The organism is Mesorhizobium sp. M1328, assembly GCF_040318075.1.
Classification (GTDB): Bacteria; Pseudomonadota; Alphaproteobacteria; order Rhizobiales; family Rhizobiaceae; genus Mesorhizobium.
Window position 1 is genome coordinate 38,118 of sequence record NZ_JAMYLO010000008.1, and the last position, 20,177, is coordinate 58,294.

Annotated in this window: 21 protein-coding genes; 16 read left to right on the plus strand and 5 right to left on the minus strand. The window is 63.3% G+C overall.

The window, feature by feature from the left end; translation table 11 throughout:
• Nucleotides 1–140 precede the first annotated feature (140 nt).
• On the minus strand, nucleotides 141–1,499 hold the full coding sequence (locus NKH23_RS16435) for a trimethylamine monooxygenase (RefSeq protein ID WP_352717930.1): 1,359 nt from the start codon (nucleotides 1,497–1,499) through the stop codon (nucleotides 141–143).
• A gap of 260 nt (nucleotides 1,500–1,759) precedes the next feature.
• Here NKH23_RS16435 and NKH23_RS16440 point away from each other — a divergent pair, with 260 nt between their 5' ends.
• Together NKH23_RS16440 and NKH23_RS16445 are read left to right on the plus strand one after the other, a co-directional pair.
• Nucleotides 1,760–2,476, plus strand: coding sequence for a helix-turn-helix domain-containing protein (locus tag NKH23_RS16440; RefSeq protein ID WP_352717928.1), 717 nt, complete (start codon nucleotides 1,760–1,762; stop codon nucleotides 2,474–2,476).
• A 158-nt stretch (nucleotides 2,477–2,634) separates the two neighbouring features.
• Nucleotides 2,635–3,006, plus strand: a complete 372-nt coding sequence (locus NKH23_RS16445; RefSeq protein WP_352717926.1) for an endonuclease domain-containing protein — start codon at nucleotides 2,635–2,637, stop codon at nucleotides 3,004–3,006.
• A gap of 138 nt (nucleotides 3,007–3,144) precedes the next feature.
• Here the strand turns inward: NKH23_RS16445 and NKH23_RS16450 are convergent, their stop codons facing one another.
• Genes NKH23_RS16450 through NKH23_RS16465 form a run of 4 tightly spaced genes read right to left on the minus strand, consistent with a single transcriptional unit; the run spans nucleotide 3,145 to nucleotide 6,901 of the window.
• Nucleotides 3,145–4,185 (minus strand): heme-dependent oxidative N-demethylase family protein, encoded by a 1,041-nt coding sequence (locus NKH23_RS16450; protein ID WP_352717924.1) that lies wholly within the window; start codon nucleotides 4,183–4,185, stop codon nucleotides 3,145–3,147.
• Nucleotides 4,186–4,194: 9 nt separating this feature from the next.
• Nucleotides 4,195–5,160 carry a PDR/VanB family oxidoreductase gene (locus NKH23_RS16455; protein WP_352915745.1) on the minus strand — a complete coding sequence of 322 codons (966 nt, stop codon included), beginning with the start codon at nucleotides 5,158–5,160 and terminating at the stop codon, nucleotides 4,195–4,197.
• Nucleotides 5,157–5,753, minus strand: coding sequence for a dimethylamine monooxygenase subunit DmmA family protein (locus tag NKH23_RS16460; RefSeq protein ID WP_352717920.1), 597 nt, complete (start codon nucleotides 5,751–5,753; stop codon nucleotides 5,157–5,159). Before NKH23_RS16460 ends, NKH23_RS16455 begins: the two co-directional genes overlap by 4 nt.
• 14 nt (nucleotides 5,754–5,767) lie before the next feature.
• On the minus strand, nucleotides 5,768–6,901 hold the full coding sequence (locus NKH23_RS16465) for an aminomethyl transferase family protein (protein WP_352717918.1): 1,134 nt from the start codon (nucleotides 6,899–6,901) through the stop codon (nucleotides 5,768–5,770).
• A gap of 282 nt (nucleotides 6,902–7,183) precedes the next feature.
• On the opposite strand from NKH23_RS16465, the gene NKH23_RS16470 reads away from it, so the two are divergent.
• The 14 genes from NKH23_RS16470 (at nucleotide 7,184) to NKH23_RS16535 (ending at nucleotide 20,097) form a co-directional block, all read left to right on the plus strand.
• Nucleotides 7,184–7,471: a hypothetical protein gene (locus NKH23_RS16470; RefSeq protein WP_292653877.1), complete on the plus strand. Its 288-nt coding sequence runs from the start codon at nucleotides 7,184–7,186 to the stop codon at nucleotides 7,469–7,471.
• Nucleotides 7,472–7,482: 11 nt separating this feature from the next.
• Nucleotides 7,483–7,860 (plus strand): hypothetical protein, encoded by a 378-nt coding sequence (locus NKH23_RS16475; protein WP_023673992.1) that lies wholly within the window; start codon nucleotides 7,483–7,485, stop codon nucleotides 7,858–7,860.
• Nucleotides 7,861–7,876: 16 nt separating this feature from the next.
• Nucleotides 7,877–8,038, plus strand: a complete 162-nt coding sequence (locus tag NKH23_RS16480) for a hypothetical protein (protein ID WP_023673991.1) — start codon at nucleotides 7,877–7,879, stop codon at nucleotides 8,036–8,038.
• Between the two features lie 15 nt (nucleotides 8,039–8,053).
• Nucleotides 8,054–9,454: an APC family permease gene (locus NKH23_RS16485; protein ID WP_352717916.1), complete on the plus strand. Its 1,401-nt coding sequence runs from the start codon at nucleotides 8,054–8,056 to the stop codon at nucleotides 9,452–9,454.
• A gap of 49 nt (nucleotides 9,455–9,503) precedes the next feature.
• Nucleotides 9,504–10,184, plus strand: a complete 681-nt coding sequence (locus tag NKH23_RS16490; RefSeq protein ID WP_352717914.1) for a hypothetical protein — start codon at nucleotides 9,504–9,506, stop codon at nucleotides 10,182–10,184.
• Nucleotides 10,181–10,513, plus strand: a complete 333-nt coding sequence (locus tag NKH23_RS16495) for a hypothetical protein (protein WP_352717912.1) — start codon at nucleotides 10,181–10,183, stop codon at nucleotides 10,511–10,513. Before NKH23_RS16490 ends, NKH23_RS16495 begins: the two co-directional genes overlap by 4 nt.
• Nucleotides 10,514–10,597: 84 nt before the next feature.
• The gene (locus tag NKH23_RS16500; protein WP_352915739.1) at nucleotides 10,598–11,491 is read left to right on the plus strand and encodes a class II glutamine amidotransferase; all 894 of its coding nucleotides are present in this window, start codon (nucleotides 10,598–10,600) and stop codon (nucleotides 11,489–11,491) included.
• A gap of 4 nt (nucleotides 11,492–11,495) precedes the next feature.
• Nucleotides 11,496–12,230 (plus strand): GltB/FmdC/FwdC-like GXGXG domain-containing protein, encoded by a 735-nt coding sequence (locus NKH23_RS16505; protein WP_352915737.1) that lies wholly within the window; start codon nucleotides 11,496–11,498, stop codon nucleotides 12,228–12,230.
• A 6-nt stretch (nucleotides 12,231–12,236) separates the two neighbouring features.
• Nucleotides 12,237–13,565, plus strand: a complete 1,329-nt coding sequence (locus NKH23_RS16510) for an FMN-binding glutamate synthase family protein (RefSeq protein WP_023673984.1) — start codon at nucleotides 12,237–12,239, stop codon at nucleotides 13,563–13,565.
• Between the two features lie 35 nt (nucleotides 13,566–13,600).
• The gene (gene glnT, locus NKH23_RS16515) at nucleotides 13,601–14,908 is read left to right on the plus strand and encodes a type III glutamate--ammonia ligase (protein WP_292653869.1); all 1,308 of its coding nucleotides are present in this window, start codon (nucleotides 13,601–13,603) and stop codon (nucleotides 14,906–14,908) included.
• Nucleotides 14,909–14,944: 36 nt separating this feature from the next.
• Nucleotides 14,945–16,198, plus strand: coding sequence for a sarcosine oxidase subunit beta family protein (locus NKH23_RS16520; protein ID WP_352717905.1), 1,254 nt, complete (start codon nucleotides 14,945–14,947; stop codon nucleotides 16,196–16,198).
• Between the two features lie 17 nt (nucleotides 16,199–16,215).
• Nucleotides 16,216–16,491, plus strand: coding sequence for a sarcosine oxidase subunit delta (locus tag NKH23_RS16525; RefSeq protein ID WP_352915730.1), 276 nt, complete (start codon nucleotides 16,216–16,218; stop codon nucleotides 16,489–16,491).
• Nucleotides 16,491–19,475 (plus strand): sarcosine oxidase subunit alpha, encoded by a 2,985-nt coding sequence (locus NKH23_RS16530; RefSeq protein WP_352717901.1) that lies wholly within the window; start codon nucleotides 16,491–16,493, stop codon nucleotides 19,473–19,475. The genes NKH23_RS16525 and NKH23_RS16530 overlap by 1 nt, the downstream gene beginning before the upstream one ends.
• The gene (locus tag NKH23_RS16535) at nucleotides 19,468–20,097 is read left to right on the plus strand and encodes a sarcosine oxidase subunit gamma (RefSeq protein ID WP_352717899.1); all 630 of its coding nucleotides are present in this window, start codon (nucleotides 19,468–19,470) and stop codon (nucleotides 20,095–20,097) included. The genes NKH23_RS16530 and NKH23_RS16535 overlap by 8 nt, the downstream gene beginning before the upstream one ends.
• Nucleotides 20,098–20,177 lie beyond the last annotated feature (80 nt).

Sequence of the window (20,177 nt, forward strand, 5' to 3'; positions counted from 1 at the left end):
AAACGCTTGCTTCCCGCGACACCGCGATCTCACGCAGCGCCGAGAAGGCGTCAAAACCGAAACCACAGGGTCAACTTGCGTCGTCCGGACCTCTGCGACGACGCAGCCCGTCCAAACGATTTGGGTATTCGACCCCTGGCCTACTCCGCCGCGACCCCCTTCACCTCGAGATAGCTTTCCATTGAATCGTCCATCGCCTGCAGCCAGGGCGTATGGTGCAGCGGCGCCATCGTGCCGGTCATCAGCGAGCGATAGGAATGGTCGCGGAAGCCCATGATGTCTTCCGCCTTGTGGTGCTCCCACTCCATGAAGGTCTGATTGACGGCCTCGACATCGAAGCCGGGATAATCGGTCTGCTCCATCAGCTTCCTGGTGTAGTCGCCCTGGAACCAGATCATCTGCTCGGCGTCTTCCAGCGTTTCCTCGCGTGCCCGCCACTTTTTGCCGTGCTCGGCCATCGCTTCGGCCGAGGGCAGCTTGATGCGACCCATGATGACGTCGCGGGCGAACCAGGCCTGCGCGTCGAACATGTTGAAGGTGTAGAACTGGTCCTGCATGCCGATATAGGACAGCTTGGGGTTTTTCTCCCAGACGACGCCTTCGTAAAGCCCGTCGGGCCACATGCGGTTGGCGGTCTTGAGCTTCAAATCCTCGGTGAGGAACGGGAAGGAATGGAGATAGCCGGTGCACAGAATGATGGCGTCGACGTCTTTGGTGCTGCCGTCCTTGAAATGCGCCGTCTTGCCGACGACCTTCTGCAGCAGCGGCACTTCCTTCCAATTCTCCGGCCATTTGAAGCCCATCGGCTTCGAGCGGTAACTGGAGGTGATCGATCTGGCGCCGTATTTGTAGCATTGCGAGCCGATGTCCTCGGCCGAATAAGAGCGGCCGATGATCAAAATGTCCTTGCCCTTGAATTCCATGGCGTCGCGGAAATCGTGGCTGTGCAGGATACGGCCGTTGAAGGTCGAAAAGCCCTCGAAATAGGGAACGTTGGGCACGGAGAAATGCCCCGAAGCGACGACGACATTGTCGAACTCTTCCGAATAGGTGAGGTCGTTGGTGCGGTCATGCGCGGTGACGGTGAATTTTTTTGTCGTTTCGGAAAAGGTGACCATGCGCACCGGGCTGTTGAAGCGTACCCATTGGCGCACGCCGGACTTTTCGACGCGGCCCTTGATGTAGTCCCACAGCACGGCGCGAGGCGGATAGGAGCCGATCGGCCGGCCGAAATGCTCCTCGAAGGTGTAGTCGGCGAATTCGAGGCATTCCTTCGGGCCGTTCGACCAGAGGTAACGGTACATCGAGCCATGCACGGGATCGCCGTGTTCGTCGAGGCCGGTGCGCCAGGTGTAGTTCCACAGGCCGCCCCAGTCGGACTGCTTTTCGAAGCAGACGATTTCGGGAATGTCGGCGCCCTTGTCGGCGGCCGACTTGAAGGCCCGGAGCTGGGCCATGCCGGACGGCCCGGCTCCGATGACGGCAACACGATCTTTCATTGCGGGCCTCCCGATCTCATTTCCCTAACGAAACAAATTTCACTGACAGGACAGTAATTGCCCCTTCGATGCTGTCAACAGGTCTTGTCGCGAAACCCTCGTTTCACCAAGCTGGATTTCCAAGCGACGTGGTAGCTCGGGCGAAATCCGGACATTGCGCAATTCGACACGGGTGGCTTGCCGTGAGAGTTGCGCTTCTGTATCGGCACCGAATATGTTCACCGTGAGTGAAATGAATCGGCAAGGTCCGGGGTGGCAACATGGCGAAAAAAGCATCCAGTCTAAAGCCTGCTGCAGCCGCCGCGGGCAAAGCCAAGCCGTCGGTTGCTGTAATCGATCCGCGCAAGATACGCGCGCCGCTCACACAAAACCCGCACGCCATTCGCGATACCCGCGAAAAAGTCCTGGAGGTCGCGATCGGCCGCGAGGTGCGGGCATTCCGCAAGAAGCTCGGCATTACGGTGGCCGATCTGGCTGCCGCCACCGACATTTCGTTGGGCATGCTGTCGAAGATCGAGAACGGCATCACCTCGCCGTCGCTGACCACGTTGCAGGCGCTGTCGCGGGCGCTAGGCGTTCCTGTCACCGCTTTCTTCCGCCGCTTCGAGGAAGAGCGCAGTGCCGTCTTCGTCAAGGCCGGCGAAGGGCTCGACGTCGAACGCCGCGGCACGCGCGCCGGCCACCAGTACAATCTGCTCGGCCATATCGGCTCCAACACCAGCGGCGTCGTCGTCGAACCCTATCTGATCACGCTCACCGAGGATTCCGACGTGTTTCCGACCTTCCAGCACGAGGGCATGGAGTTCCTCTATATGCTCGAAGGCGAAGTGGTTTACCGGCACGGCAGCAATCTCTACCCGATGAAGCCCGGCGACAGCCTGTTCTTCGACGCCGACGCGCCGCACGGACCGGAAGTGCTGAGCGTTCTGCCGATGCGCTATTTGTCGATCATCTGCTACCCGCAAAGCGCGGGTTAGCGGAGCTCGATCTCCCCCTTGGTCGCCTCGTGAGGGAGATCGGCGGCTTCGCGACGGCTACTCTTTTGCAGCATTGGGGATTGGCGAAAGCCGAAGTGACATTCGATCTCCCCCCTTGAGGGGGAGATGTCCGGCAGGACAGAGGGGGGCGAACCGCGATGACGCATAATCTAGTATCCGCCAACAACCGCCGCAATGCGCGCAGGATGCGCAAGGCGATGACCGATGCCGAACTCAAGCTTTGGAATGAGATCAGGGCACACAGGTTGATGGGACTGGGATTTCGACGCCAGATGCCTATCGCCGGCCATGTCGTCGATTTTGCATGCCCGGACAAAAAGCTGATCGTCGAGCTTGATGGTTCCCAGCATGGCCAGGCCGAAACGTCGGAATCGGACGCTGCAAGAACCGCGAAGTTCGAAGCGCTGGGCTGGACGGTCCTGCGCTTCTGGAACGACGATGTCATTCGCGATATCGACAATGTCTGTCAGCATGTCGTGATCGTGGCTGGGCTGGGCGGCGCGGCGTGAGCTTCGCGGAGGCGCTGGGGTGGGAGATTGGGCAAGGCCGGCGCTCCACGGCGCCCCCCCTCTGCCCTGCCGGGCATCTCCCCCTCTAGGGGGGAGATTGGCTGCTTTAGGGGCAGCGCCAACAGGGGCGAGAAAAACTCAATCCGGCCCGAACCCAGGCGACGTCGGGCTGCCATCATCCAACCTCGACAGCCACTCGACCAGTGTCGGCCGATAGCGCGTCAGGCCTTTGTAATTGGCGAGTTCCTCGGGCAGGTCGCGGATGACGCGGTGCAGGCGCCGTGCCCATTTCGGCTGCGTCACCAGCTCGTCCATCTTGATCAGGTAGCAGCGGATCGGGAAGACGATCGCGTTCGAGCGCGGCAGCCGCCAGAAGCTCTGCAGCTCAACGCGCAGATGCACTTTTTCGCCGACATTTTCCGGCGTCACCGTGGCGCGGTCCGAGCCCCATTTGTGGTAATTTTCCGGGCTGGTGTCGAGGCGCGGATTGATGGTCATCGTCCAGTTCAGCCGGCGCGCCGGCTTGCCCTGCTGAATGTTGGTGAGGAACTTCAGCGCCCGGACGAATATCCCCTTCTCATGCGCCAGCGGCACCGGCGCGTGCCATTCGAAGAAGTTCATGCCGATGTCGAAATCGAGCGACCAGTCGGCCTGGGTGGTGACCATGCCGGCATCCATCCACAGATTGCCGTCGCGCTGGTCGAGGATGCAGAAATCGCCCTGGCTCTGGCGGGTGATATATTCCATCGGCCCATAGGGCAGCGTCGAGACGTCACCGAAGGTGAAGCTGTCGTCGATGCCGAGCGGCCGGTTGATCCAGCGCCAGCGGTCGCCGTCGCGCGTCAGCGTGAAATGCTCGGGATAGCCCAGCGCCTGCTGCTCCATCAAAAGCTCGAGCAGATCCCAGCCGGCCAGCGTCATGTGCGGCAGCGACTGGCAGCGCAGCGGGTCTTCGGCCAGCACCAAAGCGCGGTCCTGCATTTCGGCGACATAGTGCTCGTCGACGTCGATCAAATTCTCCAGCACGCTGCCCTTCGGCCCGACGACATGCGGCTCGATATTGACCGCATACATGTAGCTGTCTTCATGGAACGGGAAAGGAAACCGCCTGATGTGCTCCGGGCTGTTCCTGAAGGTGAAGTCGTCGCGGAACGTTTCCTTGCGAAAGGTGATGCCCAAGCTCGCCTCCTATCTTTCCAGCACCAGCGACCGACCCTCGAAGCGCGACACGCAGGGCATGATCTTGCAGCCCGAACGGTGGTCTTCTTCGCTCAGCCAATGGTCGTTGTGGATGAATTTGCCGTCATGCGAAATGACGTTGGTCTCGCACTGGCCGCAGACGCCGCCACGGCAGAGATAGGGCGGATCGACGCCGGCCGCCTCGATTGCCTCGAGCAGGCTCTGCTGCTCGTCGACACGGATTGTCTTGCCGCTGAGCGCCAGCGTCACGTCGAAAGGCGCGCCGGGCTGCGGCGCCGCGAAATGCTCGAAATGCACGGTCTCGGGAGGCCAGCCGAGCGCCGCGGCACGCTCGCGCACCCAGCCGATCATGCCGGACGGGCCGCAGACATAGAGATGCGTGCCGAGCGGCTGCGACGACAGCAGCCGGTCGAGATCGACGCGCTCGTCGCGGTCGTCGTGATAGAACCTGACCCGGCGGTCGTAGCGCTCTCTCAGCAGATCGGCATAGGTGCCGAGCGAGGCGGTGCGGCAGGTGTAGTGCAGCTCGAAATTGCCGCCTTCCGCCGCCAGCTGCGCGGTCTGCGCCATGAACGGGGTGATGCCGATGCCGCCGGCCAGCATCAGATGCTTCCTGGCGCGCAGATCGAGCGAGAACAGGTTGACGGGATAGCTGACCACCATCTCCGTGCCCGGCCTGACCTGCCTGTGCATGAACAGCGAGCCGCCGCGGCCGGCGTCGTCGCGGCGCACCGAGATGGTGTATTCGCGGGTGTCTAGCGGCGAGCCCATCAGCGAATAGGGATTGAGCCTGGTGCGTTCGCCATCGCGCATCTCGACGACCACATGGGCGCCGCCGGAAAAGGTCGGCAAAAGCTCGCCGTCGCGCCTGCGGAAATGAAAGCGCGTCACCAGCTCGTTGACCGGAACGACATCGCTGACGACAACGTCGAGCTTGGTGGTGCCGGTGCTCATCGAAAGACCTCCTCCGTTGGAGGAATTTCGCTGCGGTCCTCGGCATTGATGCAGACGCCCTGGAACGCGGCGAGGCGCCGCGAATAGTGGTCGCGCACCAGAAGCAAGAGGCCGCAATGCGAACAGGTCGCCGGCTGCGTCGTGACGTTCTCGGTGATGCCCTTGCAATGGACGCACTGCATGCGGCGCGCCAGCGAGCCGCGATGCTCGGTCTGGATCGAGGTGTGGTCGATGCCGGCTTCGAGCGCCGCCTGCATGGCCTGGCCGATCAGGCCTTCGGTGCCGGCAAGATAGAGCCTGAGCCCCATATGCGCGTTGGCCAGCGTCTGCTTCAGCCGCGGCAGGGCGCTGGCAAAGGAATGGCCGAGGTAGAACTGCGCCGGCTTCAGTGCTTCGAGCACATCGGCATATTTGCCGTCGCGGCCGGGAATGAAGATGATGTGGGCGCCGCCGAAGAAATCCGCCGGGGCCTTAGCGGCCAGATCGGCAATCGCCAGCGCTCCCTCTGCATCCGCTATGAAAAGATGATGCTTGCCAGGCTGCGGAGACAGGGTCCCATAGACCGGGCGGCTGATGATGCTTTTCGCTGCCATACCCGCAGTATGCCTCAGCCTTTCGCCGTGCGCTTGGTCTTCTTCGGATCGTCGAAGGGAAGCGGCTCGGCCGTTGCGCTGATGGCGCCGCTCTTGTTGCGAATCTCAAGCCTGGTGCCCTGCACCGCGCAGTCGACGTCGAGCCGGGCGATGCCCATCGATTTCCTGACCAGCGGCGAATACATGGCGCAGGTCACCACGCCGACTTTTTTGCCGTCGCGATAGACCGGTGCGCCCTCGTCGGCTGGCTCCTTGCCTTCGAGCAGCACGCCGAAGATCTTGAAGCGTTCCTTGCCCTTGAGGCGATAGTGCTCCTCGGCGCCGCGAAAGCCCGTCTTGCCGGGGCTGACGGTGAAGTCGAGACCGAGCTCCCACAGCGTGTCGCCCGGGCCTTCGTTCTCGAACGGGTATTTCTGCGAATTGTCGTAGGGGTAAAACAGCAGGTAGCTCTCGACGCGCAGCATGTCGAGCGTGGTGAAGCGGCACGGAATGATGCCGGCGCTCTTGCCCTCGTCGAGGATCCTGTCCCAGATCGTGCCGGCGTCCTGGCCGCGGCAGAAGATCTCGTAGCCGCGCTCGCCGGTATAGCCGGTGCGCGAGATCATCACCGGAAAACCGAACAGTTGCGTCTGCATGTGGTGGAAATAGTTGAGGTCGCGAATGCCGGGCACATGCTTTGCCAGATAATCGATCGCCGTCGGGCCTTGCAGCGAAAGGTCGTGCAGATTGTCGTCGAAGCGCAGCGACACGTCACGACCGACCGATGCGCGCTGCAGCTCTTCATGGCCGGTGCCCGAGCCATGCACGACCATCCAGGAATTCGGGCCGGTGCGGTAGAGGATGCAGTCGTCGGTGAACTTGCCGGCCTCGTTGAGCATGCAGGCATAGGCCGACTTGCCGGGATAGATCTTTTCGACATCGCGCGTCGTCGCCAGGTCGATCAGGTGCGAGGCGTGCGGCCCGGTGATGTGGACCTTCTTCAAACCGGACACGTCCATCAGGCCGGCCTTGGTGCGGATGGCGATGTACTCTTCGTCGGCGTCCTTGTCGTAGGTCCAGGCGGTGCCCATGCCGCTCCAGTCCTCGAGCTTCGAGCCGAGCGCCCGGTGGCGGTCCGCAAGGGCCGAAAATCTCCAGGATGCCGTCATCCGCTGGTCCTCCGTTCGACAGAACTTTTTGCTTTCCCCTGCTCCCGGCACACAGGCGGGAGCGTTGCCGAATATTGATCGCAAACGCCGGGAGCCTGCAATACCCGTAAGCAAATAATTTCATTGTCAGGCAAATCCGCGGACCAAACAAACGGTTAACGCTGTGTAAAATCGTCTTGACAATTCCAAAATTCGGCCGGATTTTATGAAAAAAATTTCACTCTCTTGAAAGAGGGCAATGACCGGCCAATCCGGACCGGGCGTTGAAAAAGGGGAAAGCCGATGTCCGACCTGCAACAGCGCGTCGAAGCGTTGTACCGTTCCGACGTGCGTGGATCCATGCTCCTGATCGTCTGCCTGTGGGCGACGATCCTCTTTGTCCTGTTCATGACATGGCCGTACATTCCCGACGCCGGCATCAAGCTCGTTGTCGCGGTCGCCGCCGGCGCCGTGCTGATCTTCAACACGGCCGCGATCCTGGCGATGGTCAACCACTACAAGGAAGACAAGGACTTCATCTACGGCCTCGACATCAAGAATGCCGACGCCTACCGCAACCGCAAGTCCTGAGGGGGAGACGCATGGCCCGCTATACACCGCCCGAACAGAGCAAGGCCGGACAGGTTTTCGATATCGCCGTCGTCGTGGTCGCGATTTTCGTCGCGCTGTGGCTGCCGCTGAAACTAGGGCTGGCAGGGGCGGCAAAATCCATCGACGCGCTCGACGCCAAGACGTGGGAAGCGCTCGGACAAAACCCGACCATGGCCTCGATCTGGGAAAAGCTCGGCTACACGCCGGAAACCGCGCACGACATCATCCAGAACCGGTTCCACTACATCATCGACTGGCCGACGCTGATCATCATGGCCGCGGTGCTGATCGGCTATTTCATCTTTCTGTTCCGCGCATCGGACCGCGAATACCGCGACGTCATCGACGAAAAGTTCGGCGACAAATAGATAGGGAAGCATCGTCATGTGGGTGGCACTCTCTTACGCATGCTGGGGCATCTCGATCGTGCTCGCGCTGTGGATGCTCTACGACTGGTTCAAGATCGATACGACCTATTCCGAAGAGATGCTGACCTCGTCCAGGGAAGGCGAACTTGAAGCCGTGTCCGAAAAACACCGGATCTGAGTGGGGGATTGAACGATGACGATCACGGCTGAACCAGCGGTGCAAGTGCAAGGCGACAGGGTTTCGCTGCTCAGGGTGCTTGGCCCCGCCCATGTCTGGGCGCTCGGCGTCGGCATCGTTCTGGTCGGTGAATTCACCGGCTGGAATTTCGCGGCGGACAAGGGCGGCGCGCTGGCCGCGCTGATCGTCTGCTGGATCGTCGGGCTGCTCTACACGTCGGTGGCGATGATCGATTCCGAAGTCACCTCGACGGTCGCTGCCGCCGGCGGCCAATATGCCCAGGCAAAGCACATTGTCGGGCCGCTGATGGCCTTCAACGTCGCGCTTTTCCTGGTCTTTGCCTATACCATGCTCGAAGTGTCGGACGCGATCCTGCTCGGCGACACGATCGTCGCCAAGGCCGGCGTCGAGGGCCTCAACCACAATTCCTTCATCGCAGCGACCATCGTCGTTCTGGCGTGGCTGAACTATCGCGGCGTGCTGATGACGCTCAACGTCAACTTCGTCATCACCGCCGTCGCCTATGTCTCGATCGTCATCCTGTTCTTCTCGGTCAGCCCGTGGACGCAAGGCGCCGTGCTGAAGCTGAACGAGTTGGTGACCCCCGGCAACGCCCTGCCCTATGGCTGGATCGGCGTCATCGCCGCCTTCCAGTTCGGCATCTGGTACTATCTCGGCATCGAGGGCACCACGCAGGCCGCCGAGGAAGTGCGCTCGCCGGCGCGCTCGCTGCCCTACGGCACGATGGCCGGTATGATCACGCTTTTGATCGCCGCCGCCATGACCTGGTATGTCTGCGCCTCGCTGATGCCCTGGGAATATCTCGGCATCACCTACTATCCGCTGTGGGACGCAGGCAAACTGACCGGCAGTGCGCTGCTGGAGAACCTGTTGTTCATCGCGACGCTGCTTGCCGCACTCGCCTCCGCCAATGGCTGCATCAATGACGCCGCGCGCGCCTGGTTCTCGCTCGGCCGCGACCGCTATCTGCCGACCTGGTTCTCGGCGGTGCATCCGAAATACCGCACGCCCTACCGTTCGATCCTGTTCCTGCTGCCGATCGCGCTGGCCTTCGCCTTCATCGCCGACCTCAACCAGGCGATCACCTTCTCGATCCTGTCGGGCGTGCTGCAATACACCTTCATGAGCATCAACATCATCATGTTCAGGAAGAAGTGGCCGCTCGGCTCGATCCGCCGCGGCTACACCCATCCGTTCCATCCGCTGCCGGCGATCGTGCTGTTCTGCCTTTGCGTGGTCACCTTCTTTGCGATCTTCCTCGGCTTCGGTTCGCAGCTGATCGCCATGGTCGCTTTCTACTTCCTGATCTCGCTGTGGTTCCACTTCTACCGCTACAAATTCGTGCGCCGCGGCGCCCAGTTCACCATGCCGTGGCCGAAGCCGCAGGGGTACTGACGGGAGGCGCGCCCTGTCGGGCGGACATTTGCGTGACAAGGTGCGTTAGGTGATCTCAGCATTGCTCGCCGGGGCGGTTGCCCTGGCTCTCGTCCTTCATTTCGCCTGGCTTGCGCGCGCCAGCCGCATCAAGGCCTTGGCCGCGCTTGCCGCCGAGGAAGCCGGAATCCGCGCCGTCATCCCCGACGTCGCCAATATCTCGGACGGCACTACCGGCGTCGTCACCTTCGCCGGCTCGTGGAACGGCCGGCGGGTGCAGGTGCGGACCATCGTCGACACGCTGGCGATCAGGAAGCTGCCGGCGCGCTGGCTGAGCGTTTCGATCACCGAAAAGGTCGCGATACCAGGCACTTTCGACATGATGATGCGGCCAGGATCGCCGACGACTTTTTCCAATTTCGATCATCTCGACCATACGCTGCCGAAGGCGGCTGGATTTCCGGCCGAGGCGGTGCTGCGGAGCGACCGCAAGGGCGTGCGCTTCCCCGAAGCCGTCATCGCCGATCACCTCGATGTCTTTGCCGAGGGGCGCGCCAAGGAATTGCTGATCACACCGAACGGCGTGCGCATCGTCTGGCTTCTGGCCGAGGCCGAGCGGGCGCGCTACGGCGTATTCCGGCAAGCCGAATTCGGCACGGTCAGGCTCGATCCGGTGCTGATCGAGAGGCTGCTGTCGTCGGCTTCGGCGCTGCGCGATGCCATCAATCAAAGCGAACGGCAAGCGGCATGACCAGCCAGATCACCACCTCCCCCGCACCACCGAGCCCATATCTGGTTCTCGGCGCTGCGATCGTCTTGCCGGCGAGCGGGCATGTCGTTCTCGGCGTGCCGGTGCGCGGCCTGCAATTTCTGTTCTTCATGGTGATCTTCGCCTGGGTCACCGCCAAGATCGCGCCGCCCGACGCCAGCTTCATCGGACGCCATGCCGGCGGCTTCCTGATCTATGCCCTGTCGATCCTGGATGCCTACAAGATCGCGCGCATCCGCTATGCCAAATGGGTTCACAATGGCGGCGCGCGCGGCGATAGTGCGGTTGGCGGCGCCTCAGCCGATATATAACGACAGGAAAATTTTTTTCATACCAATTGAATTCCCCGGACGCATTCGATACATCTCCAAGGGAACAAATCTCGGGAGCCTGACATGTGCGGAATCGTCGGACTGTTTTTGAAGGACAAGTCGCTCGAGCCACAGCTTGGCGCGATGCTGTCGGAGATGCTGATCTCCCTCAGCGATCGCGGTCCCGACAGCGCCGGCATCGCCATCTATGGCGCGCCCTCCAATGAAGCCAAGATCACCATCCAGTCGGCTAAGCCGGAGCACGATTTCCGCGGCCTCGACGCCGAACTCGCCAAGGCGATCGGTGCGCCGGTGAGCATTGCTGCGAAGTCGACGCATGCGGTGGTCCGGACGACGCCTGCCAAGATCGACCAAGCGCGTGAGGCGATCCAGGCGCTGCGCCCCGACATCCGCATCATGGGTGCCGGCGACGTCGTCGAGATCTACAAGGAAGTCGGCTTGCCCGAAGCGGTCGTCGACCGTTTCGGCGTCCGCGAGATGACCGGCACGCACGGCATCGGCCATACCCGCATGGCGACCGAATCGGCGGTGACAACGATGGGCGCGCATCCGTTCTCGACCGGCGCCGACCAGTGCCTGGTGCATAATGGCTCGCTGTCCAACCACAACAATGTCCGCCGCGAGCTGATCCGCGAAGGCATGACATTCGAGACCGAGAACGATACCGAGGTCGCTGCCGCCTATCTCTCCTCGCAGATGGCGCATGGCAAGAATCTGGGCGAGGCGCTGGAAGGCACGCTGAGCGATCTCGACGGCTTTTTCACCTTCGTCGTCGGCACCAAGAACGGTTTCGGCGTGGTGCGCGATCCGATCGCCTGCAAGCCTGCCGTAATGGCCGAAACCGACCAGTATGTCGCCTTCGGCTCGGAATATCGTGCGCTCACCAAACTGCCCGGCATAGACAATGCGAAGGTCTGGGAACCCGAGCCCGCAACCGTCTATTTCTGGGAGCATTGAACCAATGCCGGCAATCAACCTCTCCAAGGCCGCGCGAGAGCCGGGCCAGGCATCGAGGGTCTTCGACCTGGCCGAAATGTCATTGCGCGAGCTCAACCAGGCGCTGCACGATCTGGCCCCCGGTTCAAATGAGACCGCCTGGGAGGTGCTGCACCCGCGAGGCAGCCATTCGGTCGCCGTCGGCGTCGACCAGCCTGTCGCCATCGATGTGCGCGGCAGCGTCGGCTATTATTGCGGCGGCATGAACGACGGCGGTACCATCACCGTGCATGGTTCGGCCGGACCCGGCGTCGGCGAGAACATGATGTCCGGCCAGATCATCGTCAAAGGCGATGCCAGCCAGTATGCCGGCGCCACCGGCCGGGGCGGGCTGCTGGTTATCGAAGGCAACGCGTCATCTCGCTGCGGCATCTCGATGAAAGGCATCGACATCGTCGTCCATGGCAATATCGGCCACATGTCGGCCTTCATGGCGCAATCCGGCAACCTCGTGGTGCTGGGCGACGCCGGCGATGCGCTCGGCGATTCAATCTACGAGGCGCGGCTTTTCGTGCGCGGCAAGGTCGAAAGCCTCGGTGCCGACTGCATCGCCAAGGAGATGCGGCCCGAGCATCTCGAATTGCTGCAAAACCTGCTCGACCGCGCCGGCGTGACCGGCGTCAAGGCGGCGGAGTTCAAGCGCTACGGCTCGGCGCGCACGCTTTACAATTTCAATATCGACAACGCCGACGCGTATTGAGGCTCAATGACCTATCGCAACCCGCCGACGACGCCGCGCAAATCCGCGACCTTCGACGACTACACGCTTTCCGAGATCCGCCGCGCCGCGGCGACCGGCATCTATGACATCCGCGGCGCCGGCGCCAAGCGCAAGCTGCCGCATTTCGACGACCTTCTGTTCCTCGGCGCCTCGATCTCGCGCTACCCGCTCGAAGGCTATCGCGAGCGCTGCGACACCAGCGTCGTGCTCGGTTCGCGCTATGCGAAAAAACCGATCGAATTGAAAATCCCGATCACCATTGCCGGCATGAGCTTCGGCTCGCTGTCCGGCCCGGCGAAGGAAGCGCTCGGCCGTGGCGCGACGCTGTCGGGCACCTCGACCACCACCGGCGACGGCGGCATGACCGAGGAAGAGCGCGGCCATTCGAAGACGCTGGTCTACCAGTATCTGCCGTCGCGCTACGGCATGAACCCGCGCGATCTGCGCCGCGCCGATGCGATCGAAGTCGTCGTTGGCCAGGGCGCCAAGCCCGGCGGCGGCGGCATGCTGCTTGGCCAGAAAATCTCCGACCGCGTCGCCGAAATGCGCACGCTGCCGAAAGGCATCGACCAGCGCTCGGCCTCGCGCCACCCCGATTGGACCGGGCCGGACGACCTCGAGATCAAGATCCTCGAACTGCGCGAGATTACCGACTGGGAAAAGCCGATCTACGTCAAGGTCGGCGGCGCGCGGCCCTATTACGATACCGCGCTTGCGGTGAAATCGGGCGCCGATGTCGTCGTCGTCGACGGCATGCAGGGCGGCACCGCCGCAACCCAGGAAGTGTTCATCGAAAATGTCGGCCAGCCGACGCTTGCCTGCATCAGGCCGGCGGTGCAGGCGCTGCAGGATCTCGGCATGCACCGCAAGGTGCAGCTGATCGTCTCCGGCGGCATCCGCAACGGCGCCGACGTCGCCAAGGCGCTGGCGCTCGGCGTCGACGCGGTGTCGATCGGCACGGCAGCGCTTGTCGCGCTCGGCGACAACGACCCGCGCTGGGAAGCGGAATACAACGAGCTCGGCACCACCGCCGGCGCTTATGACGACTGGCATGAGGGACGCGACCCGGCCGGCATCACCACGCAGGATCCCGAGCTAATGAAACGGGTCGATCCGATTGCGGCCGGACGACGGCTGGCGAATTATCTCAAGGTGATGACACTTGAGGCTCAGACAATCGCCCGCGCCTGCGGCAAGAACAGCCTGCACAATCTCGAGCCCGAGGATCTTGTGGCCTTGACGATCGAAGCCGCCGCCATGGCCGGCGTGCCGCTGGCCGGCACCAACTGGATACCGGGCAAGAACGGCTTCTAAGACAAACCAAAAATGCCAGTAAGCGAGGAATTATAATGGGGAACGATCTCGCCGCCTTCGCCAAGGAGAAGGGCGTCAAATATTTCATGATATCCTACACCGACCTGTTCGGTGGGCAGCGTGCCAAGCTGGTGCCGGCGCAGGCGATCGCCGACATGCAGCGGGACGGTGCCGGCTTTGCCGGCTTTGCCACCTGGCTCGACCTGACGCCGGCGCATCCCGACATGCTGGCGGTGCCGGATCCTGATTCGGTGATCCAGTTGCCGTGGAAGCCCGAAGTCGCCTGGGTCGCCGCCAACTGCATCATGGACGACAAATCGGTCGAGCAGGCGCCGCGCAACACGCTGAAGCGGCTGATTGCCGAGGCGGCCGGCGACGGCATGCACATCAAGACCGGCGTCGAGGCCGAGTTCTTCCTGATCTCGCCGGACGGCAAGACGATTTCGGACGAATACGACACGGCGTCGAAGCCCTGCTACGACCAGCAGGCGGTGATGCGCCGCTATGACGTCATCGCCGAGATCTGCGACCACATGCTGGCGCTCGGCTGGGGCGCCTATCAGAACGACCACGAGGACGCCAACGGCCAGTTCGAGATGAACTGGGCCTTCGACGATGCGCTGGCGACCGCCGACAAGCATTCCTTCTTCAAATTCATGGTGAAGTCGGTTGCCGAAAAGCACGGCCTGCGCGCCACCTTCATGCCGAAACCCTTCCAGGGCCTGACCGGCAATGGCTGCCATGCCCACATCTCGGTGTGGGACAGGGACGGCAAGACCAATGTCTTTGCCGACAATGCGATGGAGCTCGGCCTGTCGGCCAAGGGCAGGAATTTCCTTGGCGGCATCATGAAACATGCTTCCGCGCTTGCCGCCATCACCAACCCGACGGTCAATTCCTACAAGCGCATCAACGCACCGCGCACCATCTCCGGCGCCACCTGGGCGCCGAACACGGTGACCTGGACCGGCAACAACCGCACCCATATGGTGCGTGTGCCCGGCCCCGGCCGCTTCGAGCTGCGCCTGCCGGACGGGGCGGCAAACCCCTATCTGCTGCAGGCCGTCATCATCGCCGCCGGCCTTGACGGTGTCCGCTCGAAGGCCGATCCCGGCAGGCGCTACGACATCGACATGTACCAGTTCGGCCATACGGTGGAGGGCGCGCCGAAGCTGCCGCTCAACCTGCTCGACGCATTGCGCGAGTTTGACAACGACAAATCGCTCAAGGCGGCGCTGGGTGAGGAATTCTCGTCGGCCTATCTAAAGCTCAAGCAGCAGGAATGGAATTCCTATGCTTCCCACTTCACCCAGTGGGAGCGCGACCACACGCTCGACATCTGATCCGGAATTGTTGCACGCCCGGCGCGAAACAGGTTCATGAAATACTCGATCTTCTCCCTCGCCCGGGCGGCATTTTCCGGCCACAGGAACTGGCAGCGCACCTGGCGCGACGCCAGCCCGAAGAGCCACTACGACGTGGTGATCATCGGCGGCGGCGGCCATGGCCTGGCGACGGCATGGTTCCTCGCCAGCGAATACGGCATCAGGAATGTCGCGGTGCTGGAAAAGGGCTGGATCGGCTCCGGCAATGCCGGCCGTAACACCACCATCATCCGCTCCAATTACGGGCTGCCCGGCAATACCGGTTTCTACGAGCTTTCGATGAAGCTCTGGGAGCGCATGGAGCAGGACCTCAACTACAACACCATGGTCAGCCAGCGCGGCGTCATCAATCTCTACCATTCCGACGCGCAGCGTGACGCCTATGCGCGGCGCGGCAACACCATGCGCATCAACGGCATCGATGCCGAACTGCTCGATCTGGCGGCGGTCAGGAAGATGATGCCGTTCCTGAACTTCGACAATGCGCGCTTTCCGGTGCAGGGCGGGCTTTTGCAGCGACGCGGCGGCACGGCGCGCCACGACGCCGTGGTCTGGGGCTATGCGCATGCGGGGAGCGCGCTCGGCGTCGACATCATCCAGAACTGCGAAGTGACCGGCTTTGTCCGCGAGGCCAACGGCAAAGTGACGGGCGTCGAGACGAGCCGCGGCAGGATCGGTGCCGCCAAGGTCGGCATGGCCGTCGCCGGCTCCTCGTCGCGCGTTGCGGCGATGGCCGGCATGCGGCTGCCGATCGAAAGTCATGTGCTGCAGGCCTTCGTCTCGGAGGCGATCAAGCCGCTGATCCCCAATGTCATGACCTTCGGCGCGGGCCATTTCTACGTCAGCCAATCCGACAAGGGCGGGCTGGTCTTCGGCGGCGACATCGACGGCTACAATTCCTACGCCCAGCGCGGCAATCTGCCTGTGATGGAAGACGTCTGCGAGGGCGGCATGGCGCTGATGCCGATGATCGGCCGGATACGGCTTCTGCGCCAGTGGGGCGGCATCATGGACATGTCGATGGACGGCTCGCCGATCATCGACAAGACGCCGGTCGACGGGCTCTATCTCAACGCCGGCTGGTGTTATGGCGGCTTCAAGGCAACACCCGGCTCCGGCCTGGTCTTTGCCCACCTTCTGGCGCGCGACGAGCCGCACAACGAAGCCACCCGCTTCCGCCTCGACCGCTTCCGGCGAGGTGCGATGATCGACGAAAAGGGCCAAGGCGCCCAACCGAACCTGCATTGATGGCTGGCTGAAGAAGCATGCGTATTGTCTGTCCCTTCTGCGGCGAACGCGAACTCGGCGAGTTCACCTATCTCGGCGACGGCAAGCCGGCGCGCCCGGCAGCCGAGGCCTCCGAAGACGAGGTCTTCGACTACGTCTATCTGCGCGACAATGTCGCCGGGCCGATGAGCGAATTCTGGTATCATGGCGGCGGCTGCCGGGCCTGGCTGAAGGTCGCCCGCAACACGCTGACGCACGAGATTTCGGCGGTCGAACCGGCTGCAGGCGTTGGTGCCCTCGAGGTTGGGGCCTGATGGTTGGCCCCGCGCAGACACACCGGCTGGCGAGCGGCGGTCTCATCGATCGCGCCGCGCCGCTGGGCTTCCGCTTCGACGGCAAGAGCTTTGCCGGCTTCCAAGGCGACACGCTCGCCTCGGCGCTGATCGCCAATGGCATCAAGCTGGTCGGCCGCTCGTTCAAATACCATCGGCCGCGCGGCATCCTGACCGCTGGATCCGAAGAGCCCAACGCACTGGTTGAGTTGCGCACGGGAGCGCGGCGCGAGCCGAACACCAAGGCGACCACGGCCGAGCTTTATGACGGGCTCGAAGCCGCGAGCCAAAACCGCTGGCCATCGCTGCGCCACGATCTGATGGCGGTCAACCAGCTGTTTGCGCCGATCTTCGTCGCCGGCTTCTACTACAAGACCTTCATGTGGCCGGCGAAATTCTGGGAAGCGGTCTACGAGCCGGCGATCCGCCGCGCCGCCGGCCTCGGACGCGCTGCTGGCGTTGCTGATCCCGACCATTACGACAAGGCGTGGGCGCATTGCGACGTGCTGATCGCCGGTTCCGGCCCCGCCGGGCTCGCGGCGGCATTGGCGGCCGGGCGCAGCGGCGCCCGTGTCATCTTGTGCGAGGAAGATTTTGCGTTTGGCGGTCGCCTGCTCGCCGACGGCGGCATGATCGACGGCGAGCCGGCAGCCGAATGGATTTCACGCACGCTGGGGGAACTCGCAGCGCTCCCCGATGTCCGCATCATGAACCGCACGACACTGTTCGGCGTCTATGATGGCGGCACCTATGGCGCCATCGAGCGGGTCAACGACCACCTGCCCTCGCCGCCCGAGCACCAGGTGCGCCAGCGGCTGTGGCGGATCGTGGCCAAGCGCTGCGTCGTTGCCGCCGGCGCCATCGAGCGGCCGATCGTCTTTGCCGGCAACGACACGCCCGGCGTGATGATGGCTTCGGCTATGCGGACCTATGTCGCGCGTTACGCGGCGACGCCGGCAAAGCGGATCGCGCTGTTCACCAACAATGAGGACGGCTGGCGCACCGTCGAGACCGCACTTGCCGCCGGGTTGCAAATCGCGGCGGTCATCGATGCGCGCCCGGACGTGTCCGCCGCGCATCGCGCGCTCTCCGCCAAGGGCGGCTTTGCCGTGCTTAACGGTTCCGTCAGCGGAGTCGAGGGCGGCAAGGACGGCGTTCGGAAAATCGCGGTGGCGCTCACCGGCGGCGCACGGGCCGAGGTCGAGGCCGACGGGCTTGCCGTCTCCGGCGGTTGGAATCCGGCGGTCGGGTTGACCTCCTATCATCGCGGCCGGCCGAAATGGCAGGACGATATCGCCGCTTTCGTGCCCGATTGCCCGCCTCCGGGCATGGTGGCCGCCGGCGCCGCCAACGGCGCCTTCGGACTTGCCGAGTGCCTGCGCCAGGGCTTTGCCGCGGGTGCTGCGGCAGCGCAGAACGCTGGACGCAGCGGCAATGCCGGCACATCGCCGGTCGCCGACAGCGAGGCGTTTTCGCTAACGCCGCTCTGGCATGTGGCCGGCAAAGGGAAAGCCTTCGTCGATTACCAGCATGACGTGACAGCGTCCGACATCGAACTGGCGCAGCGCGAAGGCTTCGAGTCGGTCGAGCATCTCAAGCGCTATACGACGCTCGGCATGGCGACCGACCAGGGGAAGACCTCGAATGTCGCCGGCCTCGCCATCATGGCAGCTGTGTCAGGCAAGTCCATTCCCGAGACCGGCACGACGATCTACCGGCCGCCCTATGTGCCGGTCGCCATCGGCGCCTTCGCCGGCCATCATCGCGACGAGAACTTCCATGCGACACGACTGACGCCGTCGCATCACTGGGCAGCCGAACAGGGCGCGGTGTTCGTCGACACCGGCTTGTGGAAGCGGGCGCAATGGTATCCGCGCGCCGGCGAAAAGGACTGGCTGGACTCGGTGACGCGCGAGGTCAGGGCGGTGCGCTCCGGCGTCGGCTTCTGCGACGTCTCGACGCTCGGCAAGATCGACGTGCACGGCCCGGATGCCGGCGCCTTCCTCGACCGTGTCTACATCAACACCTTCTCCAATCTTGCTGTCGGCAAAGCCCGCTACGGGCTGATGCTGCGCGAGGACGGCATCGTTTATGACGACGGCACCACCTCGCGGCTGGCCGAGGATCACTATTTCCTGACCACCACCACCGCCAAGGCCGGGCTGGTGATGCAGCATCTCGAATTCTGCCGGCAGGTGCTGGTCCCCGAATTCGACGTGCAGCTGACCTCCGTCTCCGACCAGTGGGCGCAATTCTCGATCGCAGGGCCGAAGACGCGGGACCTGCTTCGCGAAATCGTCGATCCGGCCGAGGATCTGTCGAATGAAGGTTTTCCGTTCATGGGGGCGCGGGAAGTCGCGCTTCGCGGCGGCATCAAGGCGCGGCTGTTCCGCATCTCGTTCTCCGGCGAGATGGCGTTCGAGATCTCGGTCCCCACCCGCTATGGCGACGCGCTGGTGCGCAATTTGATGCTGGCCGGCAAGTCATTCGGCGTGACGCCCTACGGCACCGAGGCACTCGGCGTCATGCGCATCGAAAAGGGGCACGTCGCCGGCCCGGAGCTGAACGGCACGACGACCGCCGCCGACCTCGGCCTCGGCAAGATGATGTCGACCAAGAAAGACTTCATCGGCCGCGTCATGGCGAGGCGCGAGGCGCTGATTGCGCCGGACCGGCAGGTCGTGGTCGGCATCAAGCCGGTCGACAAGACACGCCGCCTGCGCTCCGGCGCGCATATCATCCCGAAGGACAAGACACCCGATCCCGATAACGACCAGGGCTATGTCACCTCGGTCTGCTTCTCGCCGGTGCTCGGCCAATGGATCGGGCTTGGCCTGGTCGAACGAGGGCGCGAGCGCATCGGCGAGATCGTCCATGCGCATGACCCACTGCGCGGCGAAGACTACGATGTCGAGCTGTGCAGCCCGGTTTTCTACGATCCGGATGGAGGGCGCCAGCGTGGCTGAGTTTTCCTGGATTGCCCGCAGTCCGCTGGAGAAAACGCTTGTCGTCGGCGCCTATGGCGCGCGCCGCACGGCGGCCAGCGTATCGCTCACCGAGATCCGCAATTTCGACCTGATCCAGGTGATGGCGCGGCGCGGCAAATGGGCCGAACTGGCAAAGGCTGCCAAAGCGCGTTTTGGCATGGCCGCCCCGGAAACGCCCAAGGCGGTCCGAGCTCCCGACGCTACGCTGATCTGGTCGGGACCGGATCAGTTCCTCGTCCTGTCCAATGGCGGCAAGCACGCGAGCGAACCGCTGAGCCAGGCGTTTGCGCAATCCGCCTCGCTGTCCGACCAGTCGCATGCCCGCGTGCTGATCAGCGTTTCGGGAGAAAAGGCACGCGCGATGCTGGCCAAACTGTCGTCGCTAGACCTGCACCCGGCGGCGTTCCCGGCCGGCACCGCTGCCGCGACCTCGGTCGATCACACCAGCATCAATCTCTGGCGCGGCAATGACCGGCCGGACGGACAGGCGGTGTTCAATCTTCTGGTATTTGCGACGTTTGCCGAAAGCCTGTGGCATACGATGCTCGATGCCGCCGCGGAGTATGGCGTCGATATCGGGCATTCCGAGGAATTGGGGTAAACTGTCTGCGTCGGCGCCGCCCCTCATCTGCCTGCCGGCATCTTCTCCCCGTATAGTGACGGGGAGAAGGGGGCCTGCCG

What these genes read in the sequence shown, in the direction of transcription:
- NKH23_RS16495 (WP_352717912.1), top strand. Translation starts at nt 10,181, where the DNA reads ATGACCAGCCAGATCACCACCTCCCCCGCACCACCGAGCCCATATCTG.
- NKH23_RS16510 (WP_023673984.1), top strand. Translation starts at nt 12,237, where the DNA reads ATGACCTATCGCAACCCGCCGACGACGCCGCGCAAATCCGCGACCTTC.
- glnT (WP_292653869.1), top strand. Translation starts at nt 13,601, where the DNA reads ATGGGGAACGATCTCGCCGCCTTCGCCAAGGAGAAGGGCGTCAAATAT.
- NKH23_RS16440 (WP_352717928.1), top strand. Translation starts at nt 1,760, where the DNA reads ATGGCGAAAAAAGCATCCAGTCTAAAGCCTGCTGCAGCCGCCGCGGGC.
- NKH23_RS16500 (WP_352915739.1), top strand. Translation starts at nt 10,598, where the DNA reads ATGTGCGGAATCGTCGGACTGTTTTTGAAGGACAAGTCGCTCGAGCCA.
- NKH23_RS16525 (WP_352915730.1), top strand. Translation starts at nt 16,216, where the DNA reads ATGCGTATTGTCTGTCCCTTCTGCGGCGAACGCGAACTCGGCGAGTTC.
- NKH23_RS16455 (WP_352915745.1), bottom strand. Translation starts at nt 5,160, where the DNA reads ATGAGCACCGGCACCACCAAGCTCGACGTTGTCGTCAGCGATGTCGTT.
- NKH23_RS16480 (WP_023673991.1), top strand. Translation starts at nt 7,877, where the DNA reads ATGTGGGTGGCACTCTCTTACGCATGCTGGGGCATCTCGATCGTGCTC.
- NKH23_RS16435 (WP_352717930.1), bottom strand. Translation starts at nt 1,499, where the DNA reads ATGAAAGATCGTGTTGCCGTCATCGGAGCCGGGCCGTCCGGCATGGCC.
- NKH23_RS16530 (WP_352717901.1), top strand. Translation starts at nt 16,491, where the DNA reads ATGGTTGGCCCCGCGCAGACACACCGGCTGGCGAGCGGCGGTCTCATC.
- NKH23_RS16520 (WP_352717905.1), top strand. Translation starts at nt 14,945, where the DNA reads ATGAAATACTCGATCTTCTCCCTCGCCCGGGCGGCATTTTCCGGCCAC.
- NKH23_RS16475 (WP_023673992.1), top strand. Translation starts at nt 7,483, where the DNA reads ATGGCCCGCTATACACCGCCCGAACAGAGCAAGGCCGGACAGGTTTTC.
- NKH23_RS16445 (WP_352717926.1), top strand. Translation starts at nt 2,635, where the DNA reads ATGACGCATAATCTAGTATCCGCCAACAACCGCCGCAATGCGCGCAGG.
- NKH23_RS16485 (WP_352717916.1), top strand. Translation starts at nt 8,054, where the DNA reads ATGACGATCACGGCTGAACCAGCGGTGCAAGTGCAAGGCGACAGGGTT.
- NKH23_RS16465 (WP_352717918.1), bottom strand. Translation starts at nt 6,901, where the DNA reads ATGACGGCATCCTGGAGATTTTCGGCCCTTGCGGACCGCCACCGGGCG.
- NKH23_RS16470 (WP_292653877.1), top strand. Translation starts at nt 7,184, where the DNA reads ATGTCCGACCTGCAACAGCGCGTCGAAGCGTTGTACCGTTCCGACGTG.
- NKH23_RS16460 (WP_352717920.1), bottom strand. Translation starts at nt 5,753, where the DNA reads ATGGCAGCGAAAAGCATCATCAGCCGCCCGGTCTATGGGACCCTGTCT.
- NKH23_RS16505 (WP_352915737.1), top strand. Translation starts at nt 11,496, where the DNA reads ATGCCGGCAATCAACCTCTCCAAGGCCGCGCGAGAGCCGGGCCAGGCA.